This is a genomic window from Actinoallomurus purpureus (assembly GCF_024055795.1).
GTDB classification, from domain to species: domain Bacteria; phylum Actinomycetota; class Actinomycetes; order Streptosporangiales; family Streptosporangiaceae; genus Actinoallomurus; species Actinoallomurus purpureus.
Genome location: NZ_JAMXMY010000021.1, coordinates 72,614 through 91,222, shown reverse-complemented (window position 1 = coordinate 91,222; position 18,609 = coordinate 72,614). Strand labels below are relative to the sequence as shown.

The window sequence follows — 18,609 nt, the reverse complement described above, 5'->3', positions numbered from 1 at the left end:
TCGCGATCCCGTCACGATGCCGACGCGCCGCGATCACGAAACGTGCCGTCACCCCGAACGCGGGTCGCCCGGAACGTCTGCCATCGTTGAGGCATGACCGATCAGTCACATCGCGGGCACGTCGCCGTCATCGGTGGCGGTGTCGCCGGGCTGACCGCGGCGCATGAGCTGGCGAAGAACGGAGCCCGCGTCACCCTCCTGGAGGGCACCGCGGACGTCGGGGGCAAGCTCAGGGTGAGCGAGATCGCCGGTGTCTCCGTGGACGAGGGGGCCGAGGCGATGCTGGCCCGGCGCCCGGAGGGCCTGGAGCTCGTGCGCGAGCTCGGGCTGGGCGACCGGCTGGCGTTCCCCGGCACCACGTCGGCGGCCATCTGGAGCCGCGGAGCCCTTCACCCGATGCCCGCCGGCCAGGTCATGGGCGTCCCCGCCGACCTGGTCGCCCTCGCCCGCTCCCAGGTGCTCTCGCCCGGCGGCCTGGCCAGGGTGCCGCTCGACCTGGTCCGCCCCGAGACGCCGCGGGGTGAGGACCTCTCGGTGGCCGACTTCGTCGGTGCGCGCGTCGGCCGGGAGGTGGTGGACCGCCTGGTGGAGCCGCTGCTCGGCGGGGTGTACGCCGGTCGTGTCGAAGAGCTGTCCTTCGAGGCCACGATGGGCGGGCTGGCCGTCGCCTCCCGGAGCCACCGGTCCCTGATCGCCGCGGCCCGCTCCGTGATCGAGGCGGCGCCCGCGAACCCCGGACCGGTGTTCACCACGCTCGCCGACGGGATGGGCGCGCTGCCCGGCGCGCTGGCCGCGAAGGTCACCGAACTCGGCGGCATCGTCCGCACCGAGGCGATGGTCCGCGAGCTGAGCCGTACACCCGGCGGCTGGCGGCTCACCATCGGCCCCGCCCGCGACCCGGAGTCCCTCGAGGTCGACGCCGTCGTCATCGCGGTGCCCGCCCGGCCCACGGCACGCCTCCTCAGGGAGGAGTCACCGGCGGCCGCCGCCGAGCTCGGCCGCGTCGAGTACGCGAGCATGGCGATCGTCACGCTCGCCTACGCGGTCACGGCGTTCCCCGAACGGCCGCGCCGCAGCGGATACCTGGTCCCCGCCGTCGAGACCCGGGACGTCAAGGCCGTCACGTTCAGCAGCACCAAGTGGCCGCACCTCACCGACGGCTCACCCGGCCTGGTGGTCGCCCGCTGTTCCATCGGCCGGTACGGCGACGAGCACGCGCTCCAGCGTTCCGACGAGGAGCTGAAGGCGGCGGCCATGACGGAGCTGGCCCGCACCAGCGGCGTCACCGAGCTTCCGATCGACGCGCGGATCAGCCGGTGGGGCGGCGGTCTGCCGCAGTACACCGTCGGGCACCTCGAGCGGGTGGCGCGGATCCGCGCGGCGGTCGCCGGGCTGCCCGGGGTGGCGGTGTGCGGTGCGGCCTACGACGGCGTCGGCATTCCGGCGTGCGTCCTGTCCGCCCGCACGGCGGCGGCCCGGGTGCTCGAACACCTGAACGGTCGGGGAGAATCGGATCGGAGCGACGAGCCGGTCGGCGAGCGGGGTGGCCGGGCCGGGTGAACCCAAGCGTCTCCGGAACAGCGAAGAGGAGTGCGACCGTGAGTGGCGCAGAGACGGGCCGACCGAAGGCACGCGAGCTCAACGAGGTGATCCGGTACACCATGTGGTCGGTCTTCCGGGCCCGTGACCTGGCCGAGGCCGACCGCGCGGCGGTCGCCCGTGAGGTCGAGGACCTGCTCGAACAGGCGGCGGCCAAGGACGTCACGACGCGCGGCCTGTACGACGTCGCCGGCCTGCGCGCCGACGCCGACTACATGTTCTGGTGGCACGCGCCGACCTCCGACGACCTGCAGGAGATCTACCACCGCTTCCGCCGCACGGCGCTCGGCCGCGCCTCCGAGCCGGTGTGGTCGGTGATGGCCCTGCACCGGCCGGCGGAGTTCAACAAGAGCCACGTCCCGGCCTTCCTCGCCGAGGAGGAGGCACGCGGCTACGTCTGCGTCTATCCGTTCGTCCGGTCGTACGACTGGTATCTGCTGCCCGACGAGGAGCGGCGGGCGATGCTCGCCGAGCACGGGAAGATGGCGCGCGGCTTCCCCGACGTACGGGCCAACACGGTCTCCTCGTTCGCGCTCGGCGACTACGAGTGGATTCTGGCCTTCGAGGGGGACGAACTGCACCGCATCGTCGACCTCATGCGCCACCTGCGCGGGTCGGAGGCCCGGCGCCACGTTCGCGAGGAGGTGCCGTTCTACACCGGCGCCCGCAAGCCGGTCTCCGAGCTCGTCGCCGCCCTGCCCTGATCCGCGTGCCGTGAGGCCCGCGCCGATGGAGGCCACGCGCGGGGGCGTGCCTCCGCCGTCGGCCGGGCCGGCCGCCGCGTGAGCGGCGGGATCCCCCCGCTCGAGGTCTCCCTCATCCCTGGGTCAAGCGGGGTCGAAGACTTGCCCATCGGGTGGGTGCGGTGCCTTGCCGCGGCGGAGTATTCGACGCGTGAGTCGATCGCGGCGTCGGAGGGGCCGGCATGCGCGGCCGTCCGCCCATGGGCCCGGCACGATCGTCCGGCTGCTGCCGGGCTCGGCCGCGCGCCCGGTGTGCATCGTCCTCGGCGGGGTGGGCGGTATCGCCCTGGTCGCCGTGGTGGCGCTCACGCCTGACTCCCCGCCCCGGCGGCCGGGCCGGGCGGTGGTCCAGGTCGTGCGGCCCGCCACGGTCGCCCCGAGCCCGGCCCCGAGCGTGGCGCCCGGAGTACCGGACCTCGGGAACGACGCCCGTGACGAGGCAGCCGTGGCGTACTACCGGAGCAGGGGGCGGCCGGCCGCCGCGCACGTCCGGGAGGCGATCTGGACGGCGCCGATCCTCCGCGTCTATACGGACCTGCCCGGCTCCGACGCGAACGCGCCGGCCGCCATCGCCCTGTGCCGGACCGGTGCCGCCTACCTGGAGAGCCGCAGCCGGGCCCCGGTCGTCTTCGTGCACGCCCGCGAGCGCGACGGATATCCCGTTCTCGCCAACAAGATGGACTCCGCGGACGACTGCCGCCTGGGCAGGGTTCCGTAGCGTGCGACGGAGCCCGGATGCCCGGCCGGCCCCTGGGTCACTCGGCCGGTTCGAGGCTCAGTGAGACGCTGTTGATACAGAATCTCTGGTCGGTCGGGGTGGGGTAGCCCTCGCCCTCGAACACGTGGCCGAGGTGGGAGTCGCACCGGGCGCAGCGGACCTCGATGCGCACCATGCCGAGGGAGGTGTCGCGCAGCAGCGTGACCGCGTCCGACTCCGTCGGCTGGTAGAAGCTCGGCCAGCCGCAGTGCGAGTCGAACTTCGTGTCCGAGCGGAACAGCTCCGTGCCGCAGGCGCGGCAGCGGTACACGCCCTCCGTCTTGGTCGAGACGTACTCCCCGGACCACGGTGCCTCGGTGCCCGCCTCCCGCAGGACGTGGAACTCCTCGGGCGACAGCTGAATCTTCCACTCTTCGTCGCTCTTGCGAATGACCGTCATGTCCTGCATAACCGGGGAGGGGAGATGACCATTCCAGACGGCCGGGGAGGGCGCCCTGGAGCCGACCGCGACCTCCGCCGTCGCCCGGTTCGTACGGGGACGGGCGCGTGGCACGTCACCGGTGATCTGTCACCGGGCGGTTGTACGGTGCGATTATGGCATCGCCTTTCGTGGAGATCCAGGTCGGGGATCGCGTCGTCAAGGTCACCAACCCGGACAAGGTCTACTTCCCGGCCCGCGGGGAGACCAAGCTTGACCTGGTCAACTACTACCTGTCCGTCGGCGACGGCATCCTGCGCGCGCTGCGCGACCGGCCGACGACGCTGGAGCGCTGGCCGGGCGGAGTGTTCGAGGGAGCGAAGATCGCCACTCGCGCCGACAACCGGGGCGACGCCTTCTACCAGAAGCGCGTTCCGAAGAACGCTCCGGAGTGGATCGAGACGGCGCGGATCGCCTTCCCGAGCGGGCGTTACGCCGACGAGATCTGCCCCACCGAGCTCGCGACCGTGGCCTGGTGCGCCAACCTCGGCACCGTCACGTTCCATCCGTGGCCGGTCCGCCGCCACGACGTCGACCATCCCGACGAGCTGCGCATCGACATCGACCCGCAGCCTGGCACCGACTTCACCGACGCGAAGAAGATCGCGCTGGAGGGCGTCCGGGAGATCCTCGACGAGCTGGGCTTCGTCGGCTTCCCGAAGACCTCCGGCGGCCGCGGCGTCCACGTCTACGTGCGGATCGAGCCTCGCTGGACCTTCACCGAGGTCCGCCGCTGCGCCCTGGCCTTCGGCCGTGAGGTCGAGCGCCGGATGCCCGACCTCGTGACGACCAACTGGTGGAAGGAGGAGCGCGGCGAGAAGGTCTTCATCGACTTCAACCAGAACGCCCGCGACCGCACCATCGCCTCCGCCTACAGCGTCCGCCCGAAGCCGCACGCCCCGGTGTCGGCGCCGCTGACCTGGGAGGAGATGCCCGACGTGGAGCCGGAGGACTTCACGATCGCGACGATGCCGGAGCGCTTCGCCAAGGTCGGCGACCTCCACGCGTCGATCGACGAGCGGGCGTTCTCCCTGGAGACGCTGCTGGAGTGGGCCGACCGCGACGAGCGGGAGCGGGGTCTCGGCGACATGCCCTACCCGCCCAACTACCCGAAAATGGAGGGCGAGCCCAAGCGCGTCCAGCCCAGCAAGGCCCGCCACGACTGACCGTGGTCCCCGGCGGCTGCTGCGTGCGGCGACGATCTCATCGACGAGGGCGACCACCTCGTGCTGTTGGTCCGCCACAGAGGCGGTGCCTCTTCGGGCCTACTTGGATTCGACCCGTCCGAGCGGGTCGGGTCCGGCCGTCAGCGCGTCACGCGCCGCCTGCCAAGCGGAATCCCCGGGGTAGCGGCTACGCTGAGGGCAGAGCGGAGCGTTGTTCCGCTTACTGTACGGAGCAGCGTTCCGCTTTGTCAACGGCCGTCGGAAGGAGAGCGTGGTGCCCACTACAAGCCACTCCGGGGAGGTGCCGGCCCGAAGAAAGCGGGCCGACGCGCTGCGCAACCAGCAGACGCTGCTCGCCGCCGCCGCTGCGGTGTTCGTCACCTCCGGCGTCGATGCGCCGATCCGTGAGATCGCGGCCAGAGCGGGCGTCGGGATGGGAACGATCTACCGCCACTTCCCGACTCGGGCGGATCTCGTCGTCGCCGTCTACCGCCACCAGGTCGAGGCGTGCGCCGAGGCGGGCCCGACTTTGCTGGCCGGCGCCGACTCTCCGCTGGCAGCGCTCCGTCAGTGGGTCGACCTCTTCGTCGATTTCCTGGTCACGAAGCACGGACTCGCCAACGCACTGCAATCGGACAGCAGCGGCTTCGACGCGCTGCACACCTACTTCCTCGACCGCTTGGTGCCCGTCTGCGCGCAGTTGCTCGACGCCGCGGTCAACGCCGGCGAAATCAGGCCCGGTACGCACGCCTACGAACTGATGCGCGGCATCGGCAACCTCTGCGTCGGACGTGACAGCGACCCCCGCTATGACCCCCGCCGATTGGTCGAACTGCTCCTTCAGGGACTACAGCGGCCGCAGCCATCCTGAGGTCGACGGTGAGCCCGAATGCGGCGATATGCCATGGGGCCGGACGCCGGTCGGCTCAGGTCTCGATCAGGCAGGATTTTTCGCGGGTGTTGGCCAGCACGGAGTCGTGGCCGTAGCCGCTGTCCTTGAGGCCCTCGAACGGCAGGCCCGGCGGCATCTTCCGGTAGGTGTTCACCCAGACCGTGCCCGCCTCGACGTCTCGGCACATGCGGTGCGCGCGGCCCAGGTCCCGCGTCCACACGCCCGCCGCCAGGCCGTACGCCGAGTCGTTGGCGATCGCGACCGCCTCCTCCTCGGTGTCGAAGGGAATCGCCACGGCGACCGGGCCGAAGATCTCCTCCTGGCAGACGCGCAGCGCGTTGTCCTCGGCCGTGAACAGCGTCGGCTCGACCCAGTAGCCGCCGGCGTACGCCTCATCCACGATCTCGCCGCCGGAGCGCCCGCCGAACACCAGCTCCGCGCCCTCCTTGGCGCCGATCTCCAGGTAGCCCGTGACGCGCTGGAACTGCTCCTGGGAGACGATCGGCCCCATCGTCGTCTCTTCGGACAGCGGGTCGCCGAGCCGGATGCCCCGGGCGATGGCGGTGATCCGGTCGATCATCTCGGCGAAGATCGGTCGCTCGATGAGGATCCGTGAGCCGGCCACGCACACCTGGCCCGCGTTGGCGGTGAAGACGCTCTGCGTCGACACGCCGAGGGCGGCGCGGTCCGGGTCGGCGTCGGCGAACACGATGTTCGGGGACTTGCCGCCGAGCTCGAACGCCAGCGGTTTGAGCGCGTCCGTGCTGGCCCGGGTGATGATCCTGGCCGTCTCGGTGGAGCCGGTGAGGCTGATCCGGTTCACGCCGGGATGGCGGACCAGGGCGTCGCCGGCCTCCTCGCCCAGCCCGGAGACGATGTTCAGCACGCCGGGCGGGAGCACCTCGCGCAGCAGCTCGCCCAGGCGCAGCGTCGACGCGGTCGCCTGTTCGGCGGGCTTGATGACGACGGTGTTGCCGGCGGCCAGTGCGAACGCCGCCTTCGCCGAGAAGGTGGAGATGGGGGAGTTCCACGGGATGATCCCGAGGACCACGCCGTAGGGGACGCGCCGGGTGAATCCCATGCTGCCCGGCCCGAGGATCACGGTCTTGCCCTCGACGGCGGCGCCGCACTCGGCGGCGGCCATGTGCCACAGGTACGTCATGCCGGGCACGTCGCGCTTGGCGGTCTCGGTGATGATGCGGCCGTTGTCGCGGGTCTCGATCTCGGCCAGCTCCCGCGCGTTGGCGGCGAAGACGCCGGCCACCTTGCGGAGCAGGTGCGCCCGGCCGGCCGCCGGCATCGCCGACCAGGCGGGGAACGCCGCGCGGGCGGCGGCGACCGCCGCGTCCGCGTCATCGGCCGTGCTGCGCGGAATCCTCGCCCACACCTTCCCGGTCGCGGGGTCGACCGAGTCGAGCATGCGATCGGTCCCGCGCAGTTCGCCGCCGATCAGGTTCGAGAATTCCCGCATCGTGATCCCTTCTCCCCGCGCGCGGTAGGTGCTCCTCCGCGCGTGGCCACCGACCCTGCGTCCCGCCAAGCGTACGCTTGGTTGGGGTGCGGAGAGAAGTGCGTCGCCCGCCGGACCCGATCAGCCGCCGAGGATGTCGTCGAGGTCGTACGCGACCGGAACCTCGAGCTGGTCGTACCCGCAGGACTCCGGCGTGCGGTCCGTCCGCCAGCGCCGGAACCGCGCGGTATGCCGGAACCGGCGGCCCTCCATCTGGTCGTAGGCCACCTCGCACACCAGCTCCGGCCGCAGGGCCACCCACGACAGGTCCTTCTTGCCGGTCCACCGGCTGATCGCGCCGGGCATGCGGTCCACCGTGGCCTCGGTCTGCTCGGCCCACCCGGCCCACGGGTGACCGGTGAGATCCGCGACCCGGTAGGGCTCCAGCTCCTCCACCAGCTCCTTGCGGCGCGTCATCGGGAACGACGCGGCGACGCCCACGTGCTGGAGCCGGTCTCCGTCGTACAGCCCGAGCAGCAGGGAACCCACGATCGGGCCGGACTTGTGCCAGCGGAACCCGGCGACGACGCAGTCGGCGGTGCGGTCGTGCTTGACCTTGAACATCGCCCGCCGGTCCGGTTCGTACGGGCCGGCCAGGGGCTTGACGACGACACCGTCCAGGCCGGCGCCCTCGAACTCCTCGAACCACCGCAGGGCCACGTCGTACGCGTCGGTGGCGGGCGTCACGTGAACGGGTGCCTTCGCGCCGGCGAGCGCCTCGGTGAGGCGGGCACGCCGGTCGCCGAAGGGCGTCTCCATCAGGGACTCGTCGCCGAGCGCGAGCAGGTCGAAGGCGACGAAGCTCGCCGGTGTCTCGGCGGCCAGCAGCTTGATCCGCGAGGCGGCCGGGTGGATGCGCTGCTGCAGCGCGTCGAAGTCGAGGACGTGCCCCTTCCGCAGGACGATCTCCCCGTCGATGACGCAGCGCTCCGGCAGCTCGCGGCCGAAGCCCTCGACCAGCTCGGGGAAGTAGCGATCCAGCGGCTTGCCGTTGCGGCCGTGGACCGCGACCTCGTCGCGGTCCCGGAACACGACCGCCCGGAACCCGTCCCACTTCGGCTCGTAGAGCACATCTCCCCGCGGCAGCTCCTTGACGGCCTTGGCCAGCATGGGCGCCAGCGGCGGGCTCACGGGCAGTTCCATGACCTGCACCCCCTCAGGTGACGGATGACGATCCCCCCGTTATAGACCACGGCTACGACGGTCTTCCGCCGTGGCCGTGACCTGTCACTCCTCGCGTCTCCGTGTGTAGCGGAGGAACAGGAAGTCCTCCTCTTCCAGGACATGCCCGAGACGCAACGGGGTCGAGGCCGGCCCCGGGCCGTTGACGACACGCGCCGCGTCACCCGCGATGATCTGCGGGCTCACGGTGAGGCACAGCTCGTCGAGCCGGCCGGCGGCGACGAACTGGGCGAGCAGCCGCGGGCCGCCCTCGGTCAGCTGGCGGGTGAACCCGCGCTCGGCCAGCGCGTCGAGCGCGGCGGCCACGTCGACCGCCTCCTCGCCGGCGACGATCACGTCGGCATGCTTCTCGCAGCCGCTGCGGCGATCGTCCGGAACCGACGAGCAGGTGATGACGATCGTGGGGCTGATCGCCTCGGTGAAGACCGGGGCGTCGAAGTCGAGCTCCAGCGAACGCGACACGATGGCCAGCGGCGGCGCCGGCGCACGGCCCGTACGGATCTCTCCCCACCATTCGCGAGGGTGGACGGGGCCGTATCCCTCGACGCGGACGGTCGCCGCGCCCACGACGACCACGTCGGCCAGCCCGCGGAGCAGGGAGAGCAGCCGCCGGTCGGCCTCACTGCCCAGGCCCCCGGCCTTGCCCTCGAAGGTCGCGGCGCCGTCCGCGCTGGCGACCATGTTCCCCCGCAGCCAGGGCGTGGTCTCCGGATAGGCGTACGCCTCCGCCAGCTCCGCGAGGCCGGATGGTTCTAGTCGTCGCATGACACCCAGGGTGGCACAGCGGTCGGTTCGTGATGGGATCGCGTTCTTCTCGCATCGTTGTTGAGCGACATTTATCGTGAGACGACGGTTAAGAGGGGTGAAGGGCGTGGGAATCGCCGCATTGGTGATGTGGATACTGGCCGCCGTCGCAGGCTCCTACCTCTTCATCGTCAATGGAGGGTTGCGGCGGCAGGGCACGAAGATCACCCGGTTCCCCGTGACCGTCGTCCTCGGCCATCCCGCCCTCGCCCTGGTGGCGCTGGCGACGTGGGTGGAGTTCCTGCTGACCGCGCAGACCGCCTACGCGTGGAGCTCGTTCGGCGTGCTCGCGGTCGTGGCACTGCTGGGCTTCATCCTGCTCACGCGGTGGCTCACCGGCCGCGGCGGCAAGCACGCGCGCGGCGCCGAGCAGGAGTTCCCGCTGATCGGCGTGCTCGCCCACGGAACGGTCGCCATCCTGACGTTCGTCCTGGTCCTGTTCACCGCCATCAGGGTCAGCCGCGGCTGACCCTGATGGCCGAGCCGGTCCCGCCCGGCCGCCCGGGCCCGGCCGCCCGCGGTCAGGCCGGGACGACCCGGCGCAGCAGCACCAGGGCCCGGTCGGCGACCTCCAGCCGGTCGTTCGCCTTGACCGGTTCGCGTTCGGCGGGTTTCGCGGTCGCCGTGTCGAGGACGACGTCCCATCGCTCGCCGAAGCGCTCGTCGGGAACGCGGAACACGATGCTGTCGGAGTGCGCGTTGAGCAGCAGCAGGAACGTATCGTCGCGGACCCGCTGTCCTCGCGGATCCGGCTCGGTGATCGCGTCCCCGTTGAGGTACACCGCGACCGCCTTCGCGTAACCGATGTTCCAGTCCGCCTCGGTCATCTCCGTCCCCGACGGCGTCAGCCAGCCGATGTCGCGCTGGCCGTCCAGCTCGCCGCCGTGCGTACGCCCCTGGAAGAACCGCCGCCGCCGGAAGACCGGGTGCTCCCGGCGCAGCGCCGAGACCGTACGGACGAAGTCGACGAGGTCCTCGTCCGTGTCCCAGGACACCCAGGCGAGCTCGTCGTCCTGGCAGTAGGCGTTGTTGTTGCCGTGCTGCGTGCGGTTCAGCTCGTCACCGTGCGACAGCATGGGCACGCCCTGGGACAGGAACAGCGTGGCGATGAGGTTGCGCTGCTGGCGGGCGCGCAACGACCGGATCGCCGGGTCGTCCGTCTCACCCTCCACGCCGTGGTTCCAGGAGCGGTTGTCGTCGGTGCCGTCGCGGTTGTTCTCGCCGTTGGCCTCGTTGTGCTTGCGGTCGCATGAGACGAGGTCGTGCAGCGTGAACCCGTCGTGACAGGTGACGAAGTTGATCGAGGCGAGCGGGCGGCGGCCGTCGTCGGCGTACAGGTCGCTCGATCCGGTCAGGCGCGAGGCGAACTCCTGCAGCGCCGGCTCACCGCGCCAGAAGTCACGCACCGAGTCGCGGTACTTGCCGTTCCACTCCGTCCACAGCGGCGGGAAGTTGCCGACCTGGTAGCCGCCCTCGCCGACGTCCCAGGGCTCGGCGATGAGCTTGACCTGGGACACGATCGGGTCCTGCTGGACCAGGTCGAAGAAGGCCGACAGCCGGTCGACGTCGTGGAACTCCCGAGCCAGCGCCGAGGCGAGGTCGAACCGGAACCCGTCGACGTGCATCTCGGTCACCCAGTACCGCAGCGAGTCCATCATCAGCTGAAGCGCGTGCGGGTGCCGGGCGTTGAGGCTGTTCCCGCAGCCGGTGTAGTCGAGGTTGTACCGCTTGTCGGTGTCCCGGAGCCGGTAGTAGGCCGCGTTGTCGATCCCGCGGAAGCTGAGCGTCGGACCCAGATGGTCGCCCTCGGCGGTGTGGTTGTAGACCACGTCGAGGATCACCTCGATGCCCGCCTCGTGCAGGGCCCGCACCATCGCCTTGAACTCCAGGACCTGCTCGCCGAGCTGGCCGGCCGAGGAATAGGTGTTGTGCGGAGCGAGGAACCCGATCGTGTTGTAGCCCCAGTAGTTCGTCAGGCCGCGCGCCACCAGGCCGTGCTCGGAGACGAACTGGTGCACCGGCATCAGCTCGATCGCCGTGACGCCGAGCTCGATGAGGTGATCGATCATCGCCGGGTGGGCCAGCCCGGCGTAGGTGCCGCGCTGACCCTCCGGGATCGCCGGATGCAGCCGCGTGAGGCCCTTCACGTGCGCTTCGTAGATCACCGTCTCGTGGTACGGCGTCCGCGGCGGGCGGTCGTCGCCCCAGTCGAAGAACGGGTTGATCACCACGTTCTTCGGCATGTACGGGGCGCTGTCCTCGGTGTTGAGCTCCGCGGGAGCCGCGAACCGGTAGGAGAACAGTGACTCATGCCATCGCACGTCGCCGTCGACGGCCTTGCCGTACGGATCCAGCAGCAGCTTGGCGGGGTTGCACCGGTCACCCTGCGCCGGGTCGTACGGTCCATGGACGCGGTAGCCGTACCTCTGGCCGGGGCCGACTCCGGGGAGATAGCCGTGCCAGACGAAGCCGTCCACCTCGGGCAGGGCGTGGCGCGTCTCGGTGCCGTCCTCGTCGAACAGGCACAGCTCGACCCGCCGTGCCACCTCCGAGAACAGGGCGAAGTTCGTGCCGGTGCCGTCCCAGGTGGCACCCAGGGGGTAAGGGGTGCCGGGCCAGACCTCCTGCATCGCTCTCCTCGGTGTCCATGGGCAAGACCCATCGATTGTCGCGGTACCCGGGCGGATACGCGAACGGCGCGGCCGGGAGCAACGGGGAATCGATGCCGAGCATGCACTCTATGTGCAGATGTGAACGCTCAGTGCCAGGACGCCGAAACCGTGCCGCACGGCAGGCGGCGGCGCGTTTCCGGGCCGGCCGCGCGGGGCGTGATCAGACGGCGGCGGCGGTGAAGCGCCCGCCGACGTGCCACGGGGCGCACGCTTCGCGCCCTCGAACGCGACGGTCTCTGCTTACGAAGACGGTCTCTGCTTACGAGGACTGTGCTGTGCTTCCGCCGGCGGTGACCAGTCCGGTCTCGTACGCGACGATGACCGCTTGGGCGCGGTCGCGGAGTCTGAGCTTGGCGAGGATGCGGGCGACGTGTGTCTTGACGGTCGCCTCGGACAGATGAAGCCGGTCGGCGAGTTCGGCGTTGCTCAGTCCGCGGGCGAGCAGGCCCATGACCTCCAGTTCGCGTGGGGTCAGGGCGGCGAGGTCGCGGTGGAGCGCGGCGGTCGTGGAGTCGCGGCGGGCGAATCGTTCGACGAGGCGGCGGGTGATGGTCGGGGCGAGCAGCGCGTCGCCCGTGCGTACCATGCGGATGGCGGCGGCGAGGTGTTCGGGGCTGACGTTCTTGAGGAGGAAGCCGCTGGCCCCGGCGGACAGCGCGGCGTAGACGTACTGGTCGAGGTCGAAGGTGGTCAGGATGATCACGCGTGGACCGTCCGCGTCGCCGGCGAGTATGCGTCGCGTGGCTTCCAGGCCGTCCATCTCCGGCATGCGGATGTCCATCAGGACCACGTCGGGGCGGGTGCGGCGGACCGCGTCGATGGCCTCGGCGCCGTTGGTGGCCTCGGCGACCACCTCGATGCCCTCCGACGTCAAGATCATTCTGAAGCCGGTGCGTACCAGCGCCTGGTCGTCGGCGACCACGACACGCAGTGGCTCGGTCACGGCGTCTCCAGGGGCATCAGTGCTTTGACACGGTATCCGCCGCTGGGGCGCGGTCCGGCGTCGATTGTCCCGCCGTAGAGCGCGAGGCGCTCACGCAGGCCGATCAATCCGCGTCCTCTGCCGGGGGACAGGGCGGTGCTCGGACGGCCGCCGGTGTCGGTGACCTCCACCCGCAGGTGATCGGCCGCGTAGTCGACGACCACGCCCGCGGTCGCGCCGCTCGCGTGTTTCACCGTGTTCGTCAAGGCCTCCTGGACCACCCGGTAGGCGGCGAGTTCGACGCCGGGCGGTACGGGGCGCTGGTGGCCGGTCACCGTCAACTCGACGGTCATCCCGGCATGTCGTACGCCTCCGATCAGGGCGTCCAGCCGGTTCAGGCCGGGCTGCGGCGTGAGGTCCGCCGGTGCTTCGTCCATCGTCAAGAGTCCCATGACGTGGCCCAGCTCGGTCATCGCGTCCCGGCCGCCGGCCTCGACCGCGAGGAGCGCTTCGCGGGCCTGGTCGGGGGCGGTGTCCATGATCTTTCGGGCGGCACCGGCCTGGATGACCATCACTCCGACGTTGTGCGTCACCACGTCGTGAAGTTCGCGGGCGATGCGGGCGCGTTCGTGCTCGATCGCACGGTTCAATGCCTCGACCTGCTGGCGTTCCATGGTGGACAGCCGTGCGCGGCCCTCGTCGACCCGGCGTCTCCACATGCGGATCTCGTAGGCCGCCGCCAAGACCGGCACCAGGATCAGGACTGCGATCACGCCGTTGGGGAAGTGGGGCATTTTCGCGTTCGTGAACAGGATCACCAGGACCGCGGCGGTCACCGGCAGGCTCAGCAGCGTCGGCACCGGGCGACGGCAGTGGGCGACGGCGCTGTAGGCGGCGACGACGCAGACCACGCCGCCGTACAAGGCGATGTCCTGGGAGCTGTGCCTGATCAACGGCGTCACGACCATCACCGTCCACAGCACCGTCAACGGGACCCGGCGGCGGAGCGCCAGGGGCGCCGAGGCGAGCGGTACGAGGAGCACCGAGCCGGTCCAGTCCACCCCGTTGATGATGGTGACATAGCGGGCGCCGATGAGAGCCAGGGCCAGTGCCAGCGTCGCGTCGAATGCCCGGCTGCGCCGCGTGAGGCGCGGAAGACGCCCGGTCTGACGCGTCATCTGGCCGGTCAGACCGCGCATTTGGTCCGCTATCAGCACGTTCGGCACTGGATCATTCTGCCCGCCGGCCCGGCACGGTACATCCCTCGGCGCGACCATCCCCCGTACATCTCACGCCTACATCGCAAGGATGACGCCGGGCGGCCTCAGCCCGATGCGGTACCCGAAATGCCTCTGCCGAGCGACGTGGCGGCCCGGCGTGCGCCCCTAGCGTCGCACCGGCCAGTCGGGCGATGGAGGGAAACGATGATGACAACGCCTGTGATCGAGCTGAGCGGCTGTCAGCCGCCGATACGACGAAGGGCCGGCAGCGCTGAACGACGTGTCGCTGACCGTCAGGGGTGGCGAGTCCGTTGCGATCCTCGGACGGTCCGGTAGCGGTAAGTCCACCATGCTCAACCTCATCGCCGGCCTGGACCGGCCGAGCGCCGGGACCGTCACGGTGGACGGCGTGCGGGTGGACAGGTTGGGCGAGGCGCGTTCGGCACGCTACCGGCGCGCCAAGATCGGCATGGTCTTCCAGTTCTTCAATCTGCTCGACGACCTGACGGTCACCGACAACGTGGTGCTCCCGGCGGAACTGGCCGGGATGGCGCGCGCCAAGGCGCGCAGGCGCGCGGCGGAGCTGCTCGACGCGCTCGGCATCGGCCGGCCTGGCGATCCATGCGGTGACCGTGCCGGCAATGGGCCACAGCGCCCGGCTCAACTTCCCCGCCGCGGCCATCGACGTGTATCACGCGCCAGAACTTGTCGCGCTCGGTCTCGGCGGCCTGGTCATCTCCGTCCTCGGAGCGCTCATGCCCGCCGGCTGGGCCGCGCGTGCCCGGACGGTCACGGCGCTCCGCACCGAGTAATTCACCGGATAAGCGATTCAAAAAGGCGGATTTCATGAATCCGGAAAACACCCCCGCACGCCAGCGTTTCGCTGGACTCCCGGGCAAGACGACCGGCAAGGCAGCACAGCGCCGGATGACGTCCGCCCTGATCGCGCTGGGCATGGCCGCTGCGGCGGCCACCACGTGGGCGCTGACGTCCCAGCCGCCCTCGCCGGAGGCGCGGCTGGCCGGAGGGACGACGACAACCGGCCGGTATGCCGTGACGATCCGGCGGACCGAGTACGGCATCCCGCACATCCAGGCGGCCGACTACGGAGGTCTCGGCTACGGGTATGGGTACGCGTTCGCCCAAGACGACCTGTGCGTCATGGCCGACCGGGTGCTCACGCTGCGAGGCGAGCGCTCGCAGTACTTCGGCCCGACGGCGGAGACCAGCGACACTCTGGTGCCTCCGACCACCAACCTGGCGAGCGACGTCTACTACCAGGGCATCCGAAGATCAGACGTCGTGCGGCGGCTGCTCGCACGCCCGGCGCCTCTCGGGCCGACCACGCAGGCGCGCCGGATGGTCGACGGATACGTCGCCGGCTACAACCGCTATTTGCGTGGCACCACGGCGGCGCGGCTGCCGGATCCGACCTGCCGGGGCAAGGCCTGGGTCACTCCGATCACCGCGCTGGACGTCTGGAGCGGCATTTACGACATCGACCAGCTCAACGGCGCCACGCATCTCAGGCAGGCCATCGCCACCGCGACCCCGCCGACGGCCAAGGGCGCCGCCACGACGTCCCCGTCGGCCACGCCGCTCAGGCCGGCATCGGCCGCGCGCGCCGACACTCTCGGCAGCAACGGCTGGGCGCTGGGCCGCGACGCGACACGCGATCACGACGGGATGCTGCTGGCCAACCCGCATCTCCCTTGGAACGGCGACGCCCGCCTCTACCAGGTCCAGCTCACCATTCCCGGAACACTGAACGTGTCGGGCGTCAGCTGGTACGGCGTTCCGGCGGTCATGCTCGGCCACACCGACCGGCTGGCCTGGACGCACACCGTCTCTCACGCCCAGCGATTCACGCTGTACCAGCTGGCTCTCGTGCCCGGTAGGCCGACCAGTTATCGAGTGAACGGCCGGACCGAATCGATGAGCCGACGAACCGTGAAGGTCACCGTTCGCGGTTCCGACGGCAGACCATCGACCGTCACCCGGACCCTCTACAGCTCGCGCTACGGGCCGGTGATCGCCACCGGCTGGACGGCCACCACCGCGTTCGCCGTCCGCGACGCCAACGCCGAAAACCTGCGGTCGTTGAATGAATGGCTCGCGATGGACTCCTCGCAGGACATCGCCCAGCTCCGCACCGCCCAGCGCACCCACCAGGGCCTGCCGTTCCTCTACACGATGGCCACGGACACCAGCGGTAAGACCTACTTCGCCGACGCCTCGGTCGTCCCGCACGTCACGGACGAAGAAGCCAAGCGCTGCATCGACACCCCTCAGGGCAGGACGGCCTATCCCGGCACCTTCGTCCTCGATGGTTCGACGTCGACGTGCGGCTGGGGCAGCGACCCGGACGCGATCGAGCCCGGGATCTTCGGACCCGGACACGACCCGACGCTGAGCCGCACCGACTACGTGACCAACTCGAACATGAGTCCCTGGTTGACCAATCCGAAGGCGCCGATCAACGGCTACCCGGCCGTCTTCGGCGACAGCGGTACCACGCGGGAGCTGCGCACCCGGCTCAGCCTCAAGATGATCAGTCAGCGGCTGGAGGGTACCGATGGCCTCGGCCCACGCGGCTTCACGCTGCCCACACTGCAGGCCACGATGCTCGGCGACCGCGACTACAGCGCCGAACTCGGCCGTACCGACGTGGTGAAGATGTGCCGCGCGCATCCCACCCTGACCGCCACCGACGGCAGGCGGGTCGACGTGCGGCAGGCCTGCACCACCCTCGCCGCCTGGGACGCCCACACGAACCTCGACAGCCGCGGCGCCGTCCTGTGGCGGGAGTTCTGGGTACGGGCGGAGGACACGGCGGACAGATGGCGGGTGCCCTTCGACCCCGCCCACCCGCTGACCACCCCACGCGAGATCAATGGAGACGCCCCAGGTGTCCGGCGCGCCCTGGCCGATGCGGTCCAGACCTTCCAGAACGGGCGTATCCCGCTGAGCATCGCGCTGGGCAGCGCCCAGCACTACCAATCGATCCCGCTGCACGGCTGCCCGGACGACGAGGGCTGCTTCAACATCGTCGATCCGGTCGGCCCGCCGACCACGAACGGGTACCCCGACAACGACCACGGCTCGACCTTCATCATGGCCGTCGAGCTGACACGGCGCGGCCCTCGCAGCCGCACCGTCCTCACCTACTCCGAGTCCGCCGACCCCGGCTCACCCCATCACACCGAACAGACGGTCCTGTTCTCCCACAAACGGTGGGTCATCGAACGGTTCGCCGACGCCGAGATCAAGGCCGACCCGTACCTGCGGACCACGACCCTGCACGACTGACGACGCCGCTGAGTCATCGAATCGGAGAAACAGTGATCGCCACAGGCGGACCTTGCGGCGAGTCAGCCGGCCCAAGGGAGGGTAAAGAGCGGCTGGAAGCGTCGGATCGGACGAAGGACCGCAGATGGGCATGTCTTTGCTCGGCGATATCCGTGACCAGGCTGGCGGGCTCACCCGCGACCAGCGCAACGCCTTCCTCGCCGCGTTTCTCGGCTGGGCGATGGATGCGTTCGACTACTTCCTGCTCGTGTTCGTCATCACGGAGGTGGCCAAGGACTTCGGTACGTCGGCGGAGAAGGTCACCGTCGCGACGACGCTGACGCTGATCGCCCGGCCGCTCGGCGCGTACCTGTTCGGCGTCTGGGCGGACAAGGTCGGCCGGCGGCTGCCCCTCATGGTCGACGTGCTGTTCTACTCGATCATCGAGCTGATCTCCGGCTTCTCGACCTCGCTGACGATGCTGCTCGTCCTTCGGTTCCTGTACGGCATCGGCATGGGAGGCGAATGGGGACTGGGCGCCTCGCTGGCCATGGAAAAGATCCCGGTCAGCAAGCGCGGCTTCTACTCCGGACTTCTCCAGGTCGGCTACCCCGTGGGCTACCTGGTGGCGGCGCTCGCATACTTCGCGATCACGCCGCTGTTCGGCTGGCGCGGCCTGTTCGTCTTCGGCGCGGCGCCGGCGCTCGTCGCGCTGTACGTCCGCTACCGCGTGGGCGAATCCGAGGCCTGGGAGCGCACCAATGAACGCCTTAAGCTCACGCGCACGCCGCTGCGCAAGGTCTTCTTCGACCGGAAGGTGCTGATCCGGTTCATCTACCTTGTGCTGCTGATGACCACCTTCAACCTGATGTCCCACGGCACGCAGGACGTCTACCCGACGTTCCTGAAGAAGGGCCTGCACCACTCGCCGCACTACGCGGTCGGCATCGCGGTCATCTACAACATCGGTGCCATCCTCGGCGGAATCACGGTGGGCACGCTGTCCCAGCGCTTCGGGCGCCGCCGGGCCATCGTCGGCGCCGGCCTGCTCGCGCTCCTTGTCGTGCCGCTCTTCGCCTACTCCAAGAGCACGGCGTTGCTGGCGATCAGCGCGTTCCTGATGCAGTTCTTCGTCCAGGGCGCCTGGGGCGTCATCCCCGCGCACCTCACCGAGATGTCACCCGACGCCATCCGCGGCTTCTATCCCGGCGTGACCTACCAGCTCGGCAATCTGCTCGCCGCGATCAACCTGCCGTTGCAGGAGCACTTGGCGGAGGGGCGCAGTTACTCGTTCGCGTTCGCCGTCGTGGTCGCGCCGACTCTCCTGGTGATGATCCTGCTGACCGCATTCGGCCGTGAGGCGCACAGCGTGGAGTTCGGCCGCGCCGCGGAGGCGGTCCCGGACAAAGTCTGAC

General features: G+C 70.2%; 16 protein-coding genes and 1 pseudogene. 10 read left to right on the top strand and 7 right to left on the bottom strand.

From position 1 onward, the window contains the following. The first annotated feature begins 93 nt into the window (after positions 1–93). From hemG to NE236_RS32275, 3 genes are all read left to right on the top strand, one after another. Positions 94–1,560 carry a protoporphyrinogen oxidase gene (gene hemG / locus NE236_RS32285; protein ID WP_252845998.1) on the top strand — a complete coding sequence of 489 codons (1,467 nt, stop codon included), beginning with the start codon at positions 94–96 and terminating at the stop codon, positions 1,558–1,560. A gap of 101 nt (positions 1,561–1,661) precedes the next feature. After that, positions 1,662–2,303 (top strand): hydrogen peroxide-dependent heme synthase, encoded by a 642-nt coding sequence (gene hemQ / locus NE236_RS32280; RefSeq protein WP_252846088.1) that lies wholly within the window; start codon positions 1,662–1,664, stop codon positions 2,301–2,303. Positions 2,304–2,493: 190 nt separating this feature from the next. Further along, positions 2,494–3,060, top strand: a complete 567-nt coding sequence (locus NE236_RS32275; RefSeq protein ID WP_252845997.1) for a hypothetical protein — start codon at positions 2,494–2,496, stop codon at positions 3,058–3,060. A gap of 37 nt (positions 3,061–3,097) precedes the next feature. On the opposite strand, the gene msrB is transcribed toward NE236_RS32275, so the two are convergent. Next, entirely contained in the window at positions 3,098–3,499 is a 402-nt protein-coding gene (msrB, locus tag NE236_RS32270) for a peptide-methionine (R)-S-oxide reductase MsrB (protein WP_252845996.1), read from the bottom strand. Between the two features lie 155 nt (positions 3,500–3,654). Between msrB and ligD the strand changes: the two genes are divergently transcribed. Together ligD and NE236_RS32260 are read left to right on the top strand one after the other, a co-directional pair. After that, complete coding sequence (gene ligD / locus NE236_RS32265; protein ID WP_252845995.1) at positions 3,655–4,704, top strand: non-homologous end-joining DNA ligase; 1,050 nt, start codon at positions 3,655–3,657, stop codon at positions 4,702–4,704. Between the two features lie 274 nt (positions 4,705–4,978). Beyond that, positions 4,979–5,575 (top strand): TetR/AcrR family transcriptional regulator, encoded by a 597-nt coding sequence (locus NE236_RS32260; protein ID WP_252845994.1) that lies wholly within the window; start codon positions 4,979–4,981, stop codon positions 5,573–5,575. A gap of 55 nt (positions 5,576–5,630) precedes the next feature. On the opposite strand, the gene NE236_RS32255 is transcribed toward NE236_RS32260, so the two are convergent. The 3 genes from NE236_RS32255 to NE236_RS32245 form a co-directional block, all read right to left on the bottom strand. After that, positions 5,631–7,067: an aldehyde dehydrogenase family protein gene (locus tag NE236_RS32255; RefSeq protein ID WP_252845993.1), complete on the bottom strand. Its 1,437-nt coding sequence runs from the start codon at positions 7,065–7,067 to the stop codon at positions 5,631–5,633. A gap of 120 nt (positions 7,068–7,187) precedes the next feature. Continuing rightward, positions 7,188–8,249, bottom strand: coding sequence for an ATP-dependent DNA ligase (locus tag NE236_RS32250; RefSeq protein WP_252845992.1), 1,062 nt, complete (start codon positions 8,247–8,249; stop codon positions 7,188–7,190). Between the two features lie 84 nt (positions 8,250–8,333). Then, positions 8,334–9,053, bottom strand: coding sequence for a pyrimidine reductase family protein (locus NE236_RS32245; protein WP_252845991.1), 720 nt, complete (start codon positions 9,051–9,053; stop codon positions 8,334–8,336). Positions 9,054–9,150: 97 nt separating this feature from the next. On the opposite strand from NE236_RS32245, the gene NE236_RS32240 reads away from it, so the two are divergent. Then, entirely contained in the window at positions 9,151–9,561 is a 411-nt protein-coding gene (locus tag NE236_RS32240) for a hypothetical protein (RefSeq protein ID WP_252845990.1), read from the top strand. A 52-nt stretch (positions 9,562–9,613) separates the two neighbouring features. Here NE236_RS32240 and glgX read toward each other — a convergent pair whose 3' ends face one another. The 3 genes from glgX to NE236_RS32225 form a co-directional block, all read right to left on the bottom strand. Beyond that, on the bottom strand, positions 9,614–11,722 hold the full coding sequence (gene glgX, locus NE236_RS32235; protein ID WP_252845989.1) for a glycogen debranching protein GlgX: 2,109 nt from the start codon (positions 11,720–11,722) through the stop codon (positions 9,614–9,616). A gap of 301 nt (positions 11,723–12,023) precedes the next feature. Beyond that, positions 12,024–12,707, bottom strand: coding sequence for a response regulator (locus NE236_RS32230; RefSeq protein ID WP_252845988.1), 684 nt, complete (start codon positions 12,705–12,707; stop codon positions 12,024–12,026). Continuing rightward, positions 12,704–13,864, bottom strand: a complete 1,161-nt coding sequence (locus NE236_RS32225) for a sensor histidine kinase (protein WP_252845987.1) — start codon at positions 13,862–13,864, stop codon at positions 12,704–12,706. Before NE236_RS32225 ends, NE236_RS32230 begins: the two co-directional genes overlap by 4 nt. A 322-nt stretch (positions 13,865–14,186) precedes the next feature. Between NE236_RS32225 and NE236_RS45280 the strand changes: the two are divergent. From NE236_RS45280 to NE236_RS32210, 4 genes and pseudogenes are all read left to right on the top strand, one after another. After that, a pseudogene (locus NE236_RS45280) lies at positions 14,187–14,504 on the top strand (ATP-binding cassette domain-containing protein); the annotation flags it as partial. A gap of 43 nt (positions 14,505–14,547) precedes the next feature. Next, positions 14,548–14,718 (top strand): hypothetical protein, encoded by a 171-nt coding sequence (locus NE236_RS32220; RefSeq protein WP_252845986.1) that lies wholly within the window; start codon positions 14,548–14,550, stop codon positions 14,716–14,718. Between the two features lie 34 nt (positions 14,719–14,752). Next, positions 14,753–17,215: a penicillin acylase family protein gene (locus NE236_RS32215; RefSeq protein WP_252845985.1), complete on the top strand. Its 2,463-nt coding sequence runs from the start codon at positions 14,753–14,755 to the stop codon at positions 17,213–17,215. Positions 17,216–17,339: 124 nt separating this feature from the next. Continuing rightward, complete coding sequence (locus NE236_RS32210) at positions 17,340–18,608, top strand: MFS transporter (protein ID WP_252845984.1); 1,269 nt, start codon at positions 17,340–17,342, stop codon at positions 18,606–18,608. Position 18,609: the final 1 nt, after the last annotated feature.

What these genes read in the sequence shown, in the direction of transcription:
- ligD (WP_252845995.1), top strand. Translation starts at nt 3,655, where the DNA reads ATGGCATCGCCTTTCGTGGAGATCCAGGTCGGGGATCGCGTCGTCAAG.
- NE236_RS32245 (WP_252845991.1), bottom strand. Translation starts at nt 9,053, where the DNA reads ATGCGACGACTAGAACCATCCGGCCTCGCGGAGCTGGCGGAGGCGTAC.
- NE236_RS32255 (WP_252845993.1), bottom strand. Translation starts at nt 7,067, where the DNA reads ATGCGGGAATTCTCGAACCTGATCGGCGGCGAACTGCGCGGGACCGAT.
- NE236_RS32220 (WP_252845986.1), top strand. Translation starts at nt 14,548, where the DNA reads ATGGGCCACAGCGCCCGGCTCAACTTCCCCGCCGCGGCCATCGACGTG.
- NE236_RS32225 (WP_252845987.1), bottom strand. Translation starts at nt 13,864, where the DNA reads ATGACGCGTCAGACCGGGCGTCTTCCGCGCCTCACGCGGCGCAGCCGG.
- NE236_RS32210 (WP_252845984.1), top strand. Translation starts at nt 17,340, where the DNA reads ATGGGCATGTCTTTGCTCGGCGATATCCGTGACCAGGCTGGCGGGCTC.
- msrB (WP_252845996.1), bottom strand. Translation starts at nt 3,499, where the DNA reads ATGACGGTCATTCGCAAGAGCGACGAAGAGTGGAAGATTCAGCTGTCG.
- NE236_RS32250 (WP_252845992.1), bottom strand. Translation starts at nt 8,249, where the DNA reads ATGGAACTGCCCGTGAGCCCGCCGCTGGCGCCCATGCTGGCCAAGGCC.
- hemG (WP_252845998.1), top strand. Translation starts at nt 94, where the DNA reads ATGACCGATCAGTCACATCGCGGGCACGTCGCCGTCATCGGTGGCGGT.
- hemQ (WP_252846088.1), top strand. Translation starts at nt 1,662, where the DNA reads ATGTGGTCGGTCTTCCGGGCCCGTGACCTGGCCGAGGCCGACCGCGCG.
- glgX (WP_252845989.1), bottom strand. Translation starts at nt 11,722, where the DNA reads ATGCAGGAGGTCTGGCCCGGCACCCCTTACCCCCTGGGTGCCACCTGG.
- NE236_RS32215 (WP_252845985.1), top strand. Translation starts at nt 14,753, where the DNA reads ATGAATCCGGAAAACACCCCCGCACGCCAGCGTTTCGCTGGACTCCCG.